The organism is Streptomyces sp. PL-29 (assembly GCF_058344425.1).
Genome location: NZ_CP136996.1, coordinates 3,818,116 through 3,835,160, shown reverse-complemented (window position 1 = coordinate 3,835,160; position 17,045 = coordinate 3,818,116). Strand labels below are relative to the sequence as shown.

Sequence of the window (17,045 nt, the reverse complement as noted above, 5' to 3'; positions counted from 1 at the left end):
GGTCGCACCGGGCGGCGCCACCACGGCCGTTCGGCGGGACCGGCCTACGCCTCCGGCTCGTACTCCTCCAGCGGGAGCGGGTCGAACGGATAGGCCGTATGCCCGCCGACCTTGGGCGAACACGCCGCGAACGGACCCAGGTCCGTGTCCATGAGCACGCGCAGGTGCGGGTCGGCATGGTGGAGCCACCAGGTCGACATGCCGAGGGCGGTGTCGTGCCGGAGGTGCTCCCAGGCGAGCCAGAGCCCGGAGAGCCGGGCACCCGCCTCGGGGTGCTCCCACCAGCGAGGACACCAGGTGGCGGAGGATCCGTTCAGCCGCCGGCGGACCATCGGGGCGAGGTACTCGGAAACGAAGGCGAAGACGTCGGGGAAGTGGAGGGGAACTTCCCCGCCACTGTCCGGCCGTTCTGCAGGCGTCGTGCTCATGGGGTCTCTTCCTCGGGTGCGTCGCCGGTCAGTGTTCCATCCCGGCGGACTTGGGGGCGGCCTCGATCACGGGGTTGATCACACCGTGCGTGCTCGCGCTCACCGCTCGGGGGGCCGGCACCTTGATGGCGCGGGGGATGCTCACGCCGGGGAGGAAGCCGTTGGCCGGGGTAGGCACACTGGCTTCGGGCCTCTGGGCTCCGTTCGGCTCCGCCACCGTCCGCCCGGCCTCCGGTTCCCCGACCGCCGTGTCGGACTCCTCGCGGGCCGTCCCTTCCTCTGCCAGCTCCGCGTAACTGGCCGCCGACGAAAGCCGGGCGACGGCCGCGGCACGCGCCTCCCGCTGGTGCTCCGGCACCTCGATCGCAGCGAGCCTGGCCGCGAAGAGTAAGGGGGTCGTACCCTTCACGGCGTAGTCCTCCATGCGGAGGTCACAGCGGACGGCCGGGTCCGCCATCAGGTCGTACATCTCTGCCGGAAGGTGCGCCTGACGCGGGAACTCGATGGGGAATCCCACCGCGTCCTTCCCCACGCCCTCGGGCCCGACAACCTTCGGCATCTCCGTCTCCCCCAGGATGGACCCGGCGCCGATCTCGGCCGCGAAGACGGCGACCTGTCCCTCGGCCGCTTTGGCGTACTGCCCCGAGGCGGCCTCCCAGATCCCGGCCGGAGCGTCCTGGACGGCCTGCTCCGTCAAGTTGAACCGTCTGACCAAGGCCTGCTGTACGTTCCGGTCCCACAGCTCGTACGACTCGAGCTTGCGACCCACCGGCGAGTCCTCCAGCACCTGGTAGCCCCGGCTCTCACCGCACGCCTGGGCGAGGAAGCGGTGCCCCACCTCGCGCGGCGCTCCCTCCGGCTGGGAACGCCAGGACCAGAGCGCACGCACCTCTCCCCGGTCCGCTGCGGTGGGCGACTCCGTCAGTGCGACGTGGGTGCTGTAGGCGAGCACGTCGGGGAACATGTCCTTGCCGCCCGCCGCCTGCCAGTCCCGGTACAGACGGTCGACGGCCTGCGCGACCTTGTCCGGGGCGAGGGGGCGGTGCTCGTAGTACGCCTCCTCCGGCTCCATGGCGCGGTCGATCTCTGCTTGTGTCGGGCGAAGGAACTCCGTCACCGAGCCCTCGCAGTGAACTCGGCCGGCGGAAAGACCTCGAGCGAGACGGCCGTGCCACCCGGCGTGTCCGCGGTCCAGGTGGGGAAACTGACCGTCTGGGACAGCACGAAGTACGGCTCTCCCGGCACCGCACCCGCCGGCGCCCAGTAGGCGAAGCGATAGGGCTCGCGGTTCAGCATCCGCTCGTCACGGCCGTTCCAGTACCAGTGGCGCGGCGGTTCCGGGAAGTCCGAGGCGTCCCAGGATCCCGTCCAGGTGGGCAAGCCCAGCACGCCCTGCGCCACCTGGAGGAAGGAGGGCCAGCTCGCTTCGACGGCCGAGAACACCTCACCGTTCTCCGCAGCGGTCTCGGCCTTCAACTGGTACGCGTAGTGCTCCAGCGCAATCAGCGGCCCCCCCATGCCTGCCCGGTCGAAGAACGTCCACCTGCCCCCGCCCGTTGTCCTCACCCGCAGCTGCCGGTCGAAGGTCAAAGGGTCCCAGCCATTGCGGTCACACCACTCGGCGAATTCCGTGGATCCGCCCTGCGGCGACCCCGACCACACCGACGGCCAGTCGTCCACGGCCTTCATGTTCGCCAGTTCGGCGGCCATGTCCTGCGGTGTCCGGCCGGTCTCCTCGGTCAGCATCCTCGTCCCCTTCGTCGGCGTCGGCGTCTCAACGTGGGTGCTCGACCGTACCTCCGGAGCACCGAGGCCCCGGACGGGCAGAAGCCGTGAGGGTTCCCGCCCCACCTTCACGCATTCTTTGCACTGGCTTCGCAGGTGCGATCCCCTGCCGGGGCCCGGCCTTTCCTCGCTCTTTCCTCGGTTTTCCTCGCGGGGAAAAGGCCTGCGTCTTCCGTCGTCCCTCCCCCTACCGTGTCCGGGCGACCTGACTGAGGGAGGCCCGGGACGGTGGAGTCACCTGCCGAGAACAAGCGAAGCGCGGCACTTGCCCTGGCGGTACTGGGAGTTCTGCTGATCGCCTCCCTGGTCGTCCTCCTCGTCTTCGACGGCGAGGACGACGCGGACGCCTCCGCGGCCGGCAAGGCACCCTCGGCCTCCGCTCAGGGCAAGGGCGCCTCCGCGGCCGACGGCGCGAACGGTGGTGCGGGCCAGCAGGCCGGCGCGAACGGCGCCGACTCCGTGCCGCCCATCGTCCAGCCGGCGGAACTGGCCGAAGCCCACCGGGCGATGGCCGCCTACATGGCCGGCCTGAGCACGTACACGTACACCGACCAGAGCGCCGCCTGGTCCAAGCCCCTGCTCGACCTCACGGTCTCGGACGAGCGGATGAAGGGCCTCACCGCCCTCCCCACGGGCAAGGCCTGGGACACCTGCCAGGTCGCCCGCTGCTCCTCCACCGGCAAGGCGAGCGTGGTGCGCGACGGCATGATCGCCCAGGACCTGGTCAACGGCGGCGGCAGCCTGGTCTCCAGCGTGGTCTCGCTGACCTCCGTGCGCTCCGAGAACGGCAAGCAGACCCTCACGGAGACCAACTCCTGGCTGGTCAGCGCCCGTAAGGACGCCGGCTCGTGGAAGGTGTCGGGCTTCGACCTGCAAGGCCTGGGCAACGTGGGCGCGGACGAGAAGGCAGGGAACTGATACCCGATGGTGGCTCCTGCCGTACTCGCGGCCGCGTCGAAGGCCGCCAAGGTCGCCAAGACGGCCAAGATGGCCGCCCAGATGGCCGGCGGCCAGGGCGGGGGCGGCGGCAAGAAGAAGAACAACGGCAAGATGCTGCTGCTCGCCGGCCTCGGCGGACTGCTGCCGATCGGCGGCGCCGGGCTCATCGCCCTGATGCTGATCGGCGCGCTCGTCGGTGGTCTCGGCAGCGGCGCCGCGCAGGCGGCCTGCGGCAACTACGCCGAGAACGCGGGCCACGGCAACACCGGTGACCAGGCGGCCACCAATCCGATCATGCCCGCGGGCACGATCTACCTGCCCAGTGAGACGGCCCGCAACGAGATACCCCCGCGGATGATCCTCGCGGCGATGCGCGCCGCCGCCCGCTACGAGGGGCTGGACTGGACGCTCATCGCCGGCCAGATGTACCAGGAGACGAAGTACGGCCAGGACCCGTCCGCGGCCCCCGGGGGCAAGAACAGCGCGGGCTACATGGGCCTGCTGCAGTTCGGCCCTCCCGCCTGGAAGGACTACGGCGACGACGGCAACGGCGACGGCAAGAAGGACCTCTACAACATCGACGACGCGGCCTACGCCGCCGCGAACTTCCTCCACGCCCTGAAGGCCGAGACGCAGCCCTGGAAGGCCCTGCTGCGCTACTCCGGCTCGCTGGAGAGCAACACCGTCTACCCCCGTGTGGTCCTCACCCAGGCGGCCCGCTACCGCGGCAACCTCACCGGCGAGAAGAGCCTGATCGAGGGGTGGTACGCCCACCTGAAGGCGACCGTCGAGAAGAACCCGAACTTCCCCACCCTGGGCCAGCAGTCGGACATCCCCGCCCCCGTCGGCAACGACGCGCAGCCGACCGAGGCCCTGAGCATCACGTCGGCCTCGCCCCGCTCCTGGTCCACGCCGCCCTACCCGGGAGACGCCGCGGCCACCACCCGCGCCGCCGCGGACCCGGGCAGCCGGGTGTCCGCGGACCCGGGCGCCCGGATCGAGACCGTCGCCTTCTCCCGCCCGATGATCAAGCCGGCCGCGCCGCCGAGCCAGGACGGCAAGAACTGGCAGTGGCCGCTGAAGGAGGGCACGTACACCGTCGGCACCAAGTACCACGCCAACGGTTCCAGTTGGAGCCTCGGCTACCACACCGGCCTCGACCTGCGGGCGACCTCCGGCACCCCCATCTACGCCCCCGCCGACGGCAAGGTCATCAAGGTGACCAGCGGCGGCTCGTACGGCAACGAGACCCACATCGAGCACGCGGGCGGCGTCGTCACCCTGTACGCGCACCAGACCAAGGCGATGGTGTCCCAGGGCGCCTCCGTCAAGCGCGGCGACCAGATCGGCACCGTCGGCAGCACGGGCAACTCCAGTGGCCCGCACCTGCACTGGGAGGTCCGCGTCCCCGGTGTCGACAACCCCTTCGTCCCCGGCCAGGACAACGGCCCCGGCATGATCGACCCGGAGGGCTGGCTGCAGGGCAAGGTCTCGGCCACCCCGGACTACGGCACCGTGCCCGGGGGCGGCGGCGACACGGCCAAGGACGCCACGTACGCCTCGTGCGCCAAGGACGGCAAGGGCACCGCGGTGCCCCCGGACGGCGCGGGCGTCACCGGCGTCCTGCCGGGTGCCGACGACCCGGTCGTCCGGTCCGCGCTCCGCTGGGCCCAGCGGGGCATCGGCCGCCCGTACGTGTGGGGCGCGCCCCGGCTCCAGGGCAACAACCCGGTCTCCTTCGACTGCTCCAGCTTCACGCAGTGGATGTACTACCAGGCCAGCGGCGGAAAGATCGACATCGGTACGGTCACCTACACCCAGGAGAAGAACCTCCGCGCGTCGAAGATCGACCTGAGTCAGGCGCAGCCCGGGGACCTCATCTTCTTCCGGCCCGGCCCGAGCGGTTCCGAGCACGTCGCGGTCGTGTGGGACCCGGCCGGCAAGAAGATCCTGCACGCCCCGCGCGTGGGCAAGAACGTCGAGTTCAGCACCTGGGACGTGCAGGGTCAGATCACCGGCGTGTACCGGGTGCCGATCCCGGCGGGCACCAACCCCGTCGAGAGCGGCGGCGAACACGCGTAGCGGACCGCACCGGCCGGAACCGGCGCGCCGCACGACCCCTCAGCAGCAACGGAACGGATACCTCTTCCGTGCCAGATCCGCTCCAGCGGAAGGAAAGTCCTGACCATGGCCTCACCCCAGCAGAAGAAGCCCCGCGCCGACGAGGACTGGACGATCGAGATCGCCTGCCTCGTCGGAGGCCTCCTGGCGCTTCTGTGCGGTGCGTGGCTCGCCGCGCGCCTCGGTTCGTCCTTCGGCGACCACCCGGCGCCGCCGGGCAACCCGTTCTCGTTCGCCGTCTCCCTGGTCATGGGTGACTACTCCTGGCCGCACGGAGCGGCGAACGCCATCGCGGCCGCCGAGGTCCTGCTGCTCGCCGGAGCCGTGACCGCCGCCTATCGGCTGCGCCAGCGCCTGCGCAACAAGCCCGACGTCGACGGCGCCGCCCAGCACCTCGCCAAGGGCGAGGAGCTCGGCAAGCTCACGATGAAGGGTGCCGCCGCGACCGCCGAACGCCTCGGTGTGGACAGCGGCTCCCCGGGCGTCTTCATCGGCCGCTCGCTGCACGGGCGCCAGCCCCTGTTCGGCTCCTTCGAGGACATGCACGTCGACATCTGGGGTCCCCGTACGGGCAAGACGACCCGGCGCGCCATCCCCGCGATCCTCGACGCCCCGGGCTCCGTACTCGTCACCTCCAACAAGCGCGACATCGTCGACGCCACCCGGGGCCCGCGCCAGGCCCGCGGCCAGGTCTGGGTCTTCGACCCCCAGCAGGTGGCGCAGGAGCCGCCCACCTGGTGGTGGAACCCGCTGTCGTACGTGACCGACGTCGCCAAGGCCCGCAAGCTGGCCGACCACTTCGCGTCGGGCTCGCGGGACGCCGACGCCTCCACGGACGCGTTCTTCGACCCCGCCGGACAGGACCTCCTCGCCAACCTCCTGCTGGCGGCGGCCACCGCCAAAGCCTCCATCACCCAGATCTACACCTGGCTGTCCAACCCGAAGGACGACACCCCCGAGCGCATCCTGCGCGGGGCCGGACACCTGATGCCGGCCGACGCCCTCTCCGGCGTCATCACCGCCCCGGACAAGCAGCGCAGCGGCATCTACGGCGTCGCCCAGCAGATGGCGTCCTGCCTGATCAACCCCGAGGTCAACAAGTGGGTGACGCCGCTCTCCGCGACGGACGACCGCCCGGAGTTCGACCCGCGCGAGTTCGTCCGCGCCGACTCCACCCTGTACTCGCTCTCCCGCGAGGGCACTGACTCCGCCGGCCCGCTGGTGACCGCTCTGACCGTGGCGGTCGTCGAGGCCGCCGAGGAGTACGCCACCACGCAGCGCGGCGGCCGGCTGTCCCGCCCGCTGGTGGGGGTCCTCGACGAGGCCGCGAACGTCTGCCGCTGGCGCGCCCTGCCCGACCTCTACTCGCACTACGGATCGCGCGGCATCATCCTGATGACGATCCTCCAGTCCTGGGCCCAGGGCATCGAGGTGTGGGGCGAGCGCGGCATGGAGAAGCTCTGGTCGGCCGCGAACGTCCGCGTGTACGGCGGCGGCGTCTCGGACACCCGCTTCCTCGGCGACCTCTCGGAGCTGGCCGGCGAGTACGAGCTGCGCGAGTTCACCACGTCCCGCGCCTCGGAGACGGGCGGCTGGTCGGGCCATCGCACCCTGAACGAGTCGGTACGCCGCGACCGCGTCCTGAAGGTCTCCGACCTGGGCGCGATGCCGCCCGGCCGGGCCCTCGTCCTGGCCTCCGGCATCAAGCCGGTGCTGGTCGAGACGATCCCGTGGTGGCAGGGCCCGTACGCCGCCCAGGTGAAGGCCTCCCTGACCCGCCACGACCCGGGCGCCCGCGCCTGAACCCACCCACACCGCAGCCCCGGGATTCCTTCCCGGGGCTCCTCTTCGTTCACGCCGTACCCTCGGGGCAACAGAAAACCCCAGGCCGGATTTTCTCCAGCCTGGGGTCTGTCTGAGCCGCCTTCGGGATTCGAACCCGAGACCTACGCATTACGAGGCCCCACAAGATCATCCCGGCTGGTGCCGGACGATGCCGCAGAATCCCGTTTCCACAGGTCAGAGACCTACGCCCCGCAACCCACGTGCCGCCCAATCCACCCTGTCCCACCCAGTCCGCTCACGCACCGCTCACGCAGATCGCCGCAAGGAGCTTCCGGCGTGCGACACCGTCGGCACCCAGACCGCATCTCGCAAAGTGTGACGTAGCGCACCTCTCAAAGCTAGGCTGAACAGCCTTGCACAGAGCGGCTGTTGGGAGCGTTGGTGAACAAAGGCGGGCAGGGCGGCATGCCTCTGGAAGTGCAGCACATCAGGAGTGCCTTGCTTCGAGAATTTCAACACCGGATCTCCATGGACGATTTCGAAAAGAAGGACCCTAAGGAGCACGAGACAGCACTATTGTCACGGGCGGTGTCGGCCAAGGCGGCCCGAATTCTCGCGGACTGCAACTCAGATGAGGCGGCAGCTGGAGTAATCGACGGCCGAGACGATTTCGGAATCGATTGCGTCGCATTCTCCGCCTCAGGCTCCGAACTCTGGCTAATCCAGGCCAAATGGAAGGATAAAGGGACGGCCGGGTTCGACACAGAAGCCGCCCTTAAACTAGTACACGGCCTGAAGAAATTCGACAATCGGGATCTCGATCATTTCAACGAGCGATTGCAGCTACTGGCGGATCGTGTACACGGTGTCCTAAGGCTCCCAACCTGCAAGGTCAACCTGGTTGTGGCACTCATGGGCGATGGTCGGCTCTCCATCGAAACTCGCAATATCCTTGACGAGGCTGCTCAAGAATTCGGTGGACTCGGGCGCACTGTCGAGTACCAGGTTGTGGATCAGAGAGACTTCCATCGGGCGATCCGAGAGGACCTCGAGCCGCAGCCGATCACGCTCAGGGCGACCATGGATCGGGAATGGTACACCCGCGAAACCCCGTTCAAGGCGGTAATCGGCGAGGTCAGCGCTGATCAGCTGGCGAGTTGGTACGGCGGAAAAAGCGATGGCGAAGGGCACGAAAAGGGACACGGCGAACGCCTATACGATCGAAATGTCCGCCGCTCTTTGGGGCTCACTGGCGTCAACCAAACAATGGTGGACTCTATGTTGGAGGACCCCGAAGGGTTCCTATATCGACACAACGGCATCACAGTGCAGTGCGACCGGATCGAGCAGGAATACCACTCCAAGCGAGCAGTAGGCCAGCCGACCACCCTAACCCTGACCAACGCCAGCGTGGTCAACGGCGCGCAGACAGTCACCTCAGCGTTCCGCGCGAACGAGATCAACCCCGAGGCGGTCGCAGAAGCCTACATCCTGGTGCGCATCATCTCCCTGGAGGGTGCACCTGAGGGCTTCGGACGTTCCATCACCAAAGCCACGAATACGCAAAATCACATGGAGCGACGGGATTTCATCGCAATCGATGCAGTCCAAAGTGAAATCCAGAAAGATTTCCGCCTCTCGCTGGACAAGGAATACGTATTCCGACGGGGCGAGTTGGATCCTGCTCCTGAGTCGGGTTGCTCAGTCACAGAGGCCGCCATGGCTCTCGCCTGTATGCACAGGGACTCGTCACTTGCTGTGCGGGTCAAGGGCTCCACAAACGCACTTTGGATCGAGGGGCCAGGCGGGGCTTATACCCGGTTGTTCGGGCAGCAGCCGGGCGCCCAGCAGATCTGGCGCGCCGTCCAAGTATTCCGGATCGTGCGTGACCAATTGACAGAGCTGCGGACCAAGCTCGCTGGCCGCCCCGCCGCAGTGGCAGACAACGGCGCACTTCTTGTTGCCCACATGGTCTTCCAACGCATCGGCAGGGGCAGCCTCGACGAGTCAGATGGCGAATGGAATGACGTCCTTGCCGGGGTGCCAGAACAGGTCCTTGCCGTACTGGTCTGCCTGATCAGCATGGTCGACACCCTCTTTACGAGCAAGAGTTACGTGACCAGCACCTTCGCCAGCCAGGAACGCTGTGCACAGCTCGTTGCCGCTGTCCTCAGCATGCTTGAGGGCGGAACCGGACCAGAATCCCCCATGAAACGGAAGGCCCTCCTGGAGGGTGCTGTACAGAGCCGACAGCGACGACCCCAGACGGTTCGATTGCTCGTCGACTACGAAGCAATTAAGGACAGCACCCCCCTCGAATATGCACCTAGCGCCGCGGAGGAGCTAGCCATCGGCAGCTGGCTCGACGCAGACCCTCGGCGACGTCGAGCCAGCTGGGTGAACGACCGGAAAACTCCGATCCTCTGGGAGGCCGACGGCCGACGCTACTCGCCGACTGGGCTGGTCTCCCATATTTGGAACGAAGCCGATTGGAAGGAGCAGTGGAGCGCTGTCCAGGGACCCAAGCAGTGGCGGGTACCGAGCGAGGGGACACTCGTAGAGATCGCTGAGCGACTCTGGCGGCGGATTGCTGCCGGGGACGGGATGGAGGACCGGAATTTGGAGTGATTCCCTTCACCCGTGGGCTCCACGAGGGCTGGCCGGCTTGCCGAGCCAGCCCTCGTGGAGCCCTGTCCGCCCACTCACCACTCACGCGTCCGGCTTCGCCGGCCAGCAACTCCCACCTGCTCAGCAGCAGGGATTGCCTCCCACCACCAGGGGTGGTCCAACTTGTCGGCACCGCCGGTTTGAGACACCCGGCACTTCCCTGGCCATCAGCTGGACTCAGCCTCGACATCCAGTCGCACACCGTGGAATGCGCCAGCGATGATGCTGTCCAGGCCCTTACCATCGCCGACTACCTCAGCCACGACCTTGCCCAGCTCCCCGGGAGCAGCGAGCAGCATGTCCAGGACTCGATCGCGGACCTTCTCGGACTTCAGGAAGTTCTCCAGGCTGTTTTCCAAGGCCCGCGACCTCAGAACCTCATCGGACTTCGCAGCATTGATCACCAGGGCCATCAGTCCAGCGACCGCAGATTCCGACAGGTCGTCAAACAGGTTGTTTAGGGTGTCGATAACTTCCAGCAGCGGGACCATCTTGGGGTCCTTGACCCTGGCCGTACCCAGCGCGCTGGGGCCTGTAAGGTTGCCGCCCTTCCTGGTGACCGAAGCGTTCGTGGTCCCCTTGTCCTTCTGCTCGATCGCGACCAGTCGGGCGCTGGAGATATCAACCTCGTCATGGGCTCGCTCGGCCTTGATCCACTGGGCAAGCTCCCGACAGAAGGCGCAGAGGTCTTCCAGCGGTGAGCCGGAGTAGTCGTATACCTGGGACAGGAAGTCGTACAGGCGCACGAACGAGGAGGTGTTCTTGCGAAACTGCTCGAGCCGTTCCACGGCCTGCGTAGCCTCGTCGGCTTGGGCCTGAGCCCATGCCTGGGCGAACCGGTTCTGCGCCCGGCTCATTGCTGCGGTGATCTCGTTGCGATCACCGCGTTGGGCGCCCTGGACGAACTGAGTCACGTCCTGGGCATCGAAGATGCCGAAGGTTCGCAGCCCCATCGCCAACACATGCAGCTGATTGGGGTCGGTCTCGGTCTCGATTTCGGCCTCTTCGTAGAACTGCGCGAACGCTGCCTGGATGTCCTTGGGCTCGTTCGTGAAGTCCAGGATGAACACCCGGTCCTTGACCATGCCGCCAGACCGGAAGGTGCGGTTTAGGCGTGAGAGCGTCTGCACTGCCTGGATGCCGTCCAGACGCTTGTCGACATACATCGCGCACAGCAGTGGCTGGTCAAACCCCGTCTGGAATTTGTCCGCGGCTATCATCACGCGGTAGTTCGGCTCGGCGAACGCCTCGGCCAGGTCCGGGCCGGCACCCGGATTCATCTTGGCCTCGGAGACCTCATCGTGGATGCCGTACTCCGGGTCATCGAGGGTGCCGGAGAACGCGACCAAGGTACCCAGGTCATAGCCCTTGGACTTGATGTGCTTGTCGATCGCCAACTTGTACCGCAGCGCGTGCTTGCGCTCGGAAGTGACGATCATAGCCTTGGCATGGCCGCCCAGCAGGCCGGCCACGTTGGCCCGGAAGTGCTCGACGATGATCTCGACCTTCTGAGCGATGTTCGTCGGGTGCAGCCGCACGAAACGCTTGAGGGCCTTGGCTGCGGCGGTCTCGTCGACGAGGTTGTCCTCCTCGTCGACGGAGACGTTGACCCCGTTCTTCTTGATCGCCTCGGCGATCTGGTAGACGGTCCCATAGCTCTGGTAACGCGGCAGAACATCCAGGATGAAGCCCTCCTGGATGGCCTGCTTCATCGAGTAGACGTCGAACGCGGACGGCTTCGCCTCAGGCGTTACGCGGCGCCCGAACAGCTCGATGGTCTTGGCCTTCGGGGTAGCGGTGAACGCAAAGAACGACACGTTTGGAGTCGGCATGTCGGCCAGTGCGTTGATCGTGTCCTCGGCGTCCACCTCCACACCCTCGTCCAATTCCTGCCCACCGGAACGCAACACCTGACGAACCTTCTTGGCCGTTGCGCCGGCCTGAGAAGAGTGCGCCTCGTCCGCGATGACCGCGAAACGGTGGCCAGTCAGCGAATCCTCCTCGGAGAGGAGCTTGAGTACAGCTGGAAAGGTCTGGATGGTCACCACGACGATGCGGCGGCGGTCCTGTAGGGCCTTGAGCAGCGCACGGGACTTGGAGCCTTCGCCGGTGCGGGCCTTCTTGTCGACGTTGTAGACGTAGTCAGGCTTGCCTTCGATCTGCAAGATCGCCCGCTGCATCTGGTCATCCAGCACCGTGCGATCTGTGATCACTAGGACCGTGTCGAACGTCTTGCGGCCGGTTTGATCGTGCAGGTTCGACAGGTGGTGCGCTGTCCATCCGATGGTGTTCGTCTTGCCCGATCCTGCCGAGTGTTGGATCAAGAAACGGCCACCCACGCCTTCAGTTGCGATCTGGTCGATCATCCGCGAGACGGCCTTCCACTGGTGGAAGCGCGGGAAGATCACACTGGTTGACGTCTTGCGCTCACGTGTGATCGCGTTCGTGACGGCCTTGACGTCCACGAACAGCATGGACCCGAGGATCTCCAGCCAGGTGTCACGGGCCATGACCTGCTCCCACAAGTACGCGGTGGCCGGCCCGTCCTCGTTGACTGGGTTGCCCGCTCCCCCGTCGCTGCCCATGTTGAATGGGAGGAAGTGGGTGTTCTCACCCTCGAGGTGGGTCGTCATCCGAACCTCAGACTCGGTGACCACGAAGTGCACGAGCGCTCCGGTACCGAAGGCCAGCAGTGGCTCTCCCTTGGGATGGCGATCCTGGGCGTACTGCTTGACTGCAGCGTCGATCGACTGCTTGAAGTTGGTCTTCAACTCGAACGTGGCCACAGGGATGCCGTTGACGAACGCGATCAGGTCGATGCTGTCGTGTGGCTTCTGCCGGGAGTAGTGCACTTGCCGCATGATCCGCAGGCGCACCTTGTCGTAAGCGGCCACGCGGGTGGCGTTCGTAGGGTCGGAGGGCCGCCACTGCACCATCTTCAGTTCGTCGCGCAGCCCAACTGGGACGTCCGATCGCAGCAGCTGGAGGGTCCCGCCCGGGCCGCCACCTCTGTTGTCGAGCGGCGTCGAGCGCAACTGCACGATCAGGTCCAGCAACGCCTGTTCTGCCTCTTGGGCCCGCGGGCCAGAACCGATGCCACGCTGCCACGCCTGCGGGTCCTGGTCCTGAAACCACCCGACGACATCATCCGGAAACAGGGCACGTTCGGCGTCGTACCCCTCGCCGTTGGGCGAATACAGCCACCCGCTGGCAGCCAAGTACTCACAGATGCGCTTCTCGAACTCCGACTCGTACGTCAGGTCCACCAACGCTCAAACCTCCATCGGGATGTCCATCTGGCCGGTCACGGCCGCCGTGATGAGCGCCCTACGACGCTCCCTGGCGAGTTCGATGTGCCGCTGCGTCTTTGCGATCAAAGTGTCGATGTCTGCAATTTCAGCGTCCAGGCGTTTGAGGACGCGACACTGTTCAGCGATCTCGGGAACATCCATTGGGAGATTTACAATTTCATCCCTTGTGATGTTCAGCATCGATGAGCTCGCGCCAGTAGCATTCATCTCGATCAAGTCCCTGATTCGCCGGCTAGCCATCAGATAGGCGACATAACGCGGCAAAGCCTTGGACCCGTCAAGGGCAAGGGCGTAAAGCTTGTCGCTTAGCATCAGCCGCGGATAATCCCCGGATACCACTGCTGCGCTACCGACTAGGTCGCGAGTGTTAGCTCGCGAGACCACGAGATCGCCACGCCGCACAACGGTCGACGGTCGCGGCACCAGATCTTCTGGCAGTTCCTTGTTTTCCTCCGGGCGGAAGACCCCACGGTTGGCTGCCCCTGCCTTCAGAACTGCCCAGGTCTGGATACCATCACCAGGCCACGGAAGGCACTGCGGGCTCCAGCCCTGCCGAATGGACTGCACCAGGTGCTTCAGCCGTGTACCAGGCACCGCTGGCACGACCCCTGCAAGCTCATGCTCCACGACAGCTTGGCGTCGTTCCTGCAGCAGTCCAACGAACCGGTCCTGCGCAGCAATGAGACTGTCAATCTCTCCTGTCTCACGATCCAGATGATCAGCAATGAAGCGTTGCTCTGGACCGGAGGGAAGCGGTATCGGAATAGCGGCCAGCTTCTCGGCCGTCAGATGCGGCATGGAGACGACGTTGCAGTATCTCCGAATGAATCCAGTAGCACGGAGGGCGATCAGATAGTAGGCGAGAAATCGTCCATCGTTATCCCCGTTCGACCGGATGCGGTTAATCGAGTTCTGGAACCCCCACCCATCGAGGTCTCCACGGATGTACGCGGCACGTCCGAAGCCACCCTGTCCACCCTCGACCACGACCACGTCGCCCTGGCGGAGGGTGAGGTCGCGCAGCTCTCGGGGTGAGAACCACATTTCCTTGACGTCATCCAACGCGAGGACACCATCAGGCTGGACGTTGGCCGCCCTCATGTACGCAGCAAGGACATCCTGGCCAGTGTCTTTTGTCTGCAGCATCTTGCCCAGAGTGACGCTACCCAGATGCTTAACCTGACCGATTGCCCATGGCGGATTGGTGTCTCCCCAAGGAAGGGGGGTGCTCACTTGCTCTCCTCCACCTTGCGAAGCAGGCCGAGGATCTCCTGCAGGGAATCCTCGAGGTCAGCGTCGATCTCAGAAAGGCTTCGCGGGGGAACGTACTTGTAGAAGTGGCGAGGGAAGGGGATCTCGTAGCCCACCTTGGTCTTGGAGTAGTCAACCCAAGCGTCATCGAAGTGTGGCTTGACCTCCTTCGTGAAGTACGCCTTGGTGGTGGCGTCCTTAGCGTCATGGCCCTTGGGGTGCCCACCCCAGCCGAAGGGAACGATCTCAGAGTCACGAAGGGAGATGTCAGGCTCCGGCTCACCCTTGTTCTTGCCGGACTGGACACGGCAGATCTCGGCATTCTCGTCGCGCTCGCCGAGGGTCTGCCACAGCGCCTTGCGCTGCGCGGAGGTCAGGCCAATTCCGCAGGAACCGAAGTGCTTGCCCAGGTCATTGAGGAAGTCCTCGCGGTTGAGGTACTGGCCCCCGTTGAAAGACTTCAGGGAATCGATGAGGCCGTCGATCTTGCCGAGGGTCTTGTGCTCAGCAACCAGGGCAACACGTTCGGGTGTGGTCTCGAAGTTCAGACGAAGGGGCCGCTCGACCGTGATCTGCCAGAAGGCGAAGTCTAGATTGTCGAAGATCTTGGATGTGTCCGAGGACTCCATGTCCGCATACTGTTGCAGCACCCTCTCGCGAGCGACATCCCCAACTTCAACTCGCTTAGAGCCAACGGACTTACGCATCTTGACGCCCAGCGCAGTCGCATCGACAAGCTGTACCTTGCCCTTACGCTCGGGGCGCTTGGCATTGTCGAAGATCCACAGATAGGTAGCGATGCCAGTGTTGTAGAACATGTCGTTCGGCAGCGCCACGATGGCTTCGATCAGATCGTTCTCTAGCAGCCACCCGCGGATCTCGCTAGAGCCGGACCCAGCGGCACCGGAGAACAGTGGCGAGCCGTTAAGGACGATGCCGGCTCGAGCACCGCCGTCCTCGCTGTCGGCCGGGTTCATCTTGGCGATGGCATGTTGCACGAAAAGCAGGGCCCCGTCCGAAGTGGGGGGAAGGCCGGCGCCGAAGCGACCAGCGAAGCCCCTCTTGTGCTCCTGTTCCACAACCTCGGCATCGTTCTTCCAGTCCACGCCGTACGGCGGGTTGGACAGAATGTAGTTGAACGTATCGTCCGGGAACTTGTCCTTGACAAGGGTGTTGCCCAACACGATGTTCTGGGGGTTCTGCCCCTTGGCCAGCAAGTCGGAACGGCACAGGGCGTAGGACTCGGGACGCAGCTCCTGCCCGTACAAGACGAGCTCGGCGTCAGGATTCATGCGGTGCAGGTGTTCCTCTGCCACGCTGAGCATGCCCCCGGTACCGACGGTGGGGTCATAGATACTGCGGATCGCTTCGCCGGACAGGCCGTCGTCATCCTCGGCAAAGAGCAGGTCGACCAGCAGGTTGATAGCGTCGCGTGGAGTGTAATGATCGCCGGACTCGGCGTTGGAGGACTCGAAGTCCATGTAGATGAGATGCTCGAACAGCTCGCCCATCTTGGAGTTCGGCACGGCATCGGGGGACAGATCGAGGTCGCGGAACTGGCGGACGATCGTGGGGAGGATGCCGCCCTTCTTCATCCGGTCGATGTGCCGAGGCAAGTCGAAGTTCGTGAAAACGTCGATGTCTTTACTGAACCCGTACACGTATTCCAACAGGTCATCGACCATGTCCTTGCCGGAGTCGTATACCGAGGCCAGGGTGTGTTCGGTCGTGTTGTAGAACTTCACGCCACCGGTGACAGACTTGATCATCTTAACGCGCACAGTCTCGTTCGACTGAGTGGCAATGAGCTCAGCGACCCGGGCGCGCTGGGGCGCCATCACGCACTCCAAGCGGCGCAGGATCGTCATGGGCAGGATGACGTCACCGGCCTCATTGCGGGCATAGACGCCGCGCAGGGTGTCGGCGATTGCCCAGACGTCCTTCTTCAGGTCGACCACTTGCGTTTCCTTCCGGGCGCGAATGCACAGGGGGCGCCCACTGAGGGCTGATCAGTGAGGTGCCAGCTCACGGTCAAAAATGTAGATGGTGCCATCGACGGGATCGAGGCCACTTGGGCGATATAGTCCGGTTTGGGCGAAAGGTACATTCGAGTTGAGTACGCACCTGGCACTCCCTCGACGTGAAGGAAGTCACATCGAGGGCGTACATGGCTGGCCGAGGCACCTTACGACGGTGCCGCAAACGAGGCAGCCAGCCCCTATAGCGCGGCGCCGCGAATCACACTTTGATCGCTCGCGGATCTGACTGGCCTGACCCCGTCGCTGGCGTCTCGCCGTGCTCCAGGTAGGCAGTCAGACCCCTCCCTCGGGCTTTGATGCCAGCAGCGATGCGGCGCGCGAGGCGGGGGATTGTGAGGTCCGGCACCTGGTCGGCGTCGTGGAAGTCGTAGCCGCGGAGCTCATCCGCTTGCAGAGCGATCTTCCGGCAGTCGTCGGTGCTCAGGTGGCCGCCATCGAAGAGGTAGAGGACCTTGTCTCCCTCGCCGGGGTTCGGTGCCCAGTCGACGACGAGGAGGCGGCCGATGTGCGGTGCGATGCCAAGTTCCTCCTGGATCTCGCGCACGCAGGCTTGCCGGGGCGACTCCCCCTCCTCGACGTAGCCGCCGGGGATGTCGCGGTAGTCCTTGTAGGACGGCTCGACGAGGAGGACTCGATCTTCTTCGTCGAAGAAGAGAGCGCCGGCTGCCATGCGGGGGCGGGCCATCTTCGCTTCGTGCTCGTTCTCGCTCACGGATCGG

Annotated in this window: 11 protein-coding genes; 4 read left to right on the top strand and 7 right to left on the bottom strand. The window is 65.5% G+C overall.

Annotated elements, in window-relative coordinates; all coding sequences use genetic code 11:
- Nucleotides 1–44: 44 nt before the first annotated feature.
- From R4Z63_RS17540 to R4Z63_RS17530, 3 genes are read right to left on the bottom strand one after another with little or no spacing between them, the layout of a single operon-like run.
- Nucleotides 45–428 carry a DUF4913 domain-containing protein gene (locus R4Z63_RS17540; RefSeq protein ID WP_037921074.1) on the bottom strand — a complete coding sequence of 128 codons (384 nt, stop codon included), beginning with the start codon at nt 426–428 and terminating at the stop codon, nt 45–47.
- A 28-nt stretch (nt 429–456) separates the two neighbouring features.
- A complete protein-coding gene (locus tag R4Z63_RS17535) occupies nt 457–1,545 on the bottom strand; it encodes a hypothetical protein (protein ID WP_384447360.1) in 1,089 nt (362 codons plus the stop codon).
- The gene (locus R4Z63_RS17530) at nt 1,542–2,174 is read right to left on the bottom strand and encodes a hypothetical protein (RefSeq protein ID WP_384447358.1); all 633 of its coding nucleotides are present in this window, start codon (nt 2,172–2,174) and stop codon (nt 1,542–1,544) included. The genes R4Z63_RS17535 and R4Z63_RS17530 overlap by 4 nt, the downstream gene beginning before the upstream one ends.
- A gap of 267 nt (nt 2,175–2,441) precedes the next feature.
- On the opposite strand from R4Z63_RS17530, the gene R4Z63_RS17525 reads away from it, so the two are divergent.
- From R4Z63_RS17525 to R4Z63_RS17510, 4 genes are all read left to right on the top strand, one after another.
- Nucleotides 2,442–3,131 carry a hypothetical protein gene (locus tag R4Z63_RS17525; RefSeq protein ID WP_384447356.1) on the top strand — a complete coding sequence of 230 codons (690 nt, stop codon included), beginning with the start codon at nt 2,442–2,444 and terminating at the stop codon, nt 3,129–3,131.
- 6 nt (nt 3,132–3,137) lie between these two features.
- Complete coding sequence (locus R4Z63_RS17520) at nt 3,138–5,234, top strand: peptidoglycan DD-metalloendopeptidase family protein (RefSeq protein ID WP_384447354.1); 2,097 nt, start codon at nt 3,138–3,140, stop codon at nt 5,232–5,234.
- A gap of 105 nt (nt 5,235–5,339) precedes the next feature.
- Nucleotides 5,340–7,076, top strand: coding sequence for a type IV secretory system conjugative DNA transfer family protein (locus R4Z63_RS17515; RefSeq protein ID WP_037921063.1), 1,737 nt, complete (start codon nt 5,340–5,342; stop codon nt 7,074–7,076).
- A gap of 423 nt (nt 7,077–7,499) precedes the next feature.
- Nucleotides 7,500–9,686, top strand: a complete 2,187-nt coding sequence (locus R4Z63_RS17510; protein ID WP_384447352.1) for an AIPR family protein — start codon at nt 7,500–7,502, stop codon at nt 9,684–9,686.
- Nucleotides 9,687–9,892: 206 nt separating this feature from the next.
- Here the strand turns inward: R4Z63_RS17510 and R4Z63_RS17505 are convergent, their stop codons facing one another.
- The 4 genes from R4Z63_RS17505 to R4Z63_RS17490 form a co-directional block, all read right to left on the bottom strand.
- Nucleotides 9,893–12,991 carry a type I restriction endonuclease subunit R gene (locus R4Z63_RS17505; RefSeq protein WP_384447350.1) on the bottom strand — a complete coding sequence of 1,033 codons (3,099 nt, stop codon included), beginning with the start codon at nt 12,989–12,991 and terminating at the stop codon, nt 9,893–9,895.
- A gap of 6 nt (nt 12,992–12,997) precedes the next feature.
- Complete coding sequence (locus R4Z63_RS17500; protein ID WP_384447348.1) at nt 12,998–14,269, bottom strand: restriction endonuclease subunit S; 1,272 nt, start codon at nt 14,267–14,269, stop codon at nt 12,998–13,000.
- Entirely contained in the window at nt 14,266–16,245 is a 1,980-nt protein-coding gene (locus tag R4Z63_RS17495; protein WP_384447346.1) for a type I restriction-modification system subunit M, read from the bottom strand. Before R4Z63_RS17495 ends, R4Z63_RS17500 begins: the two co-directional genes overlap by 4 nt.
- Nucleotides 16,246–16,525: 280 nt before the next feature.
- Nucleotides 16,526–17,038, bottom strand: a complete 513-nt coding sequence (locus R4Z63_RS17490) for an NUDIX domain-containing protein (RefSeq protein ID WP_384447344.1) — start codon at nt 17,036–17,038, stop codon at nt 16,526–16,528.
- Nucleotides 17,039–17,045: the final 7 nt, after the last annotated feature.

Bases quoted from the DNA above. Each gene is read 5' to 3' on its own strand.
- R4Z63_RS17530 (WP_384447358.1), bottom strand. From the start codon at position 2,174: ATGCTGACCGAGGAGACCGGCCGGACACCGCAGGACATGGCCGCCGAA.
- R4Z63_RS17540 (WP_037921074.1), bottom strand. From the start codon at position 428: ATGAGCACGACGCCTGCAGAACGGCCGGACAGTGGCGGGGAAGTTCCC.
- R4Z63_RS17520 (WP_384447354.1), top strand. From the start codon at position 3,138: ATGGTGGCTCCTGCCGTACTCGCGGCCGCGTCGAAGGCCGCCAAGGTC.
- R4Z63_RS17515 (WP_037921063.1), top strand. From the start codon at position 5,340: ATGGCCTCACCCCAGCAGAAGAAGCCCCGCGCCGACGAGGACTGGACG.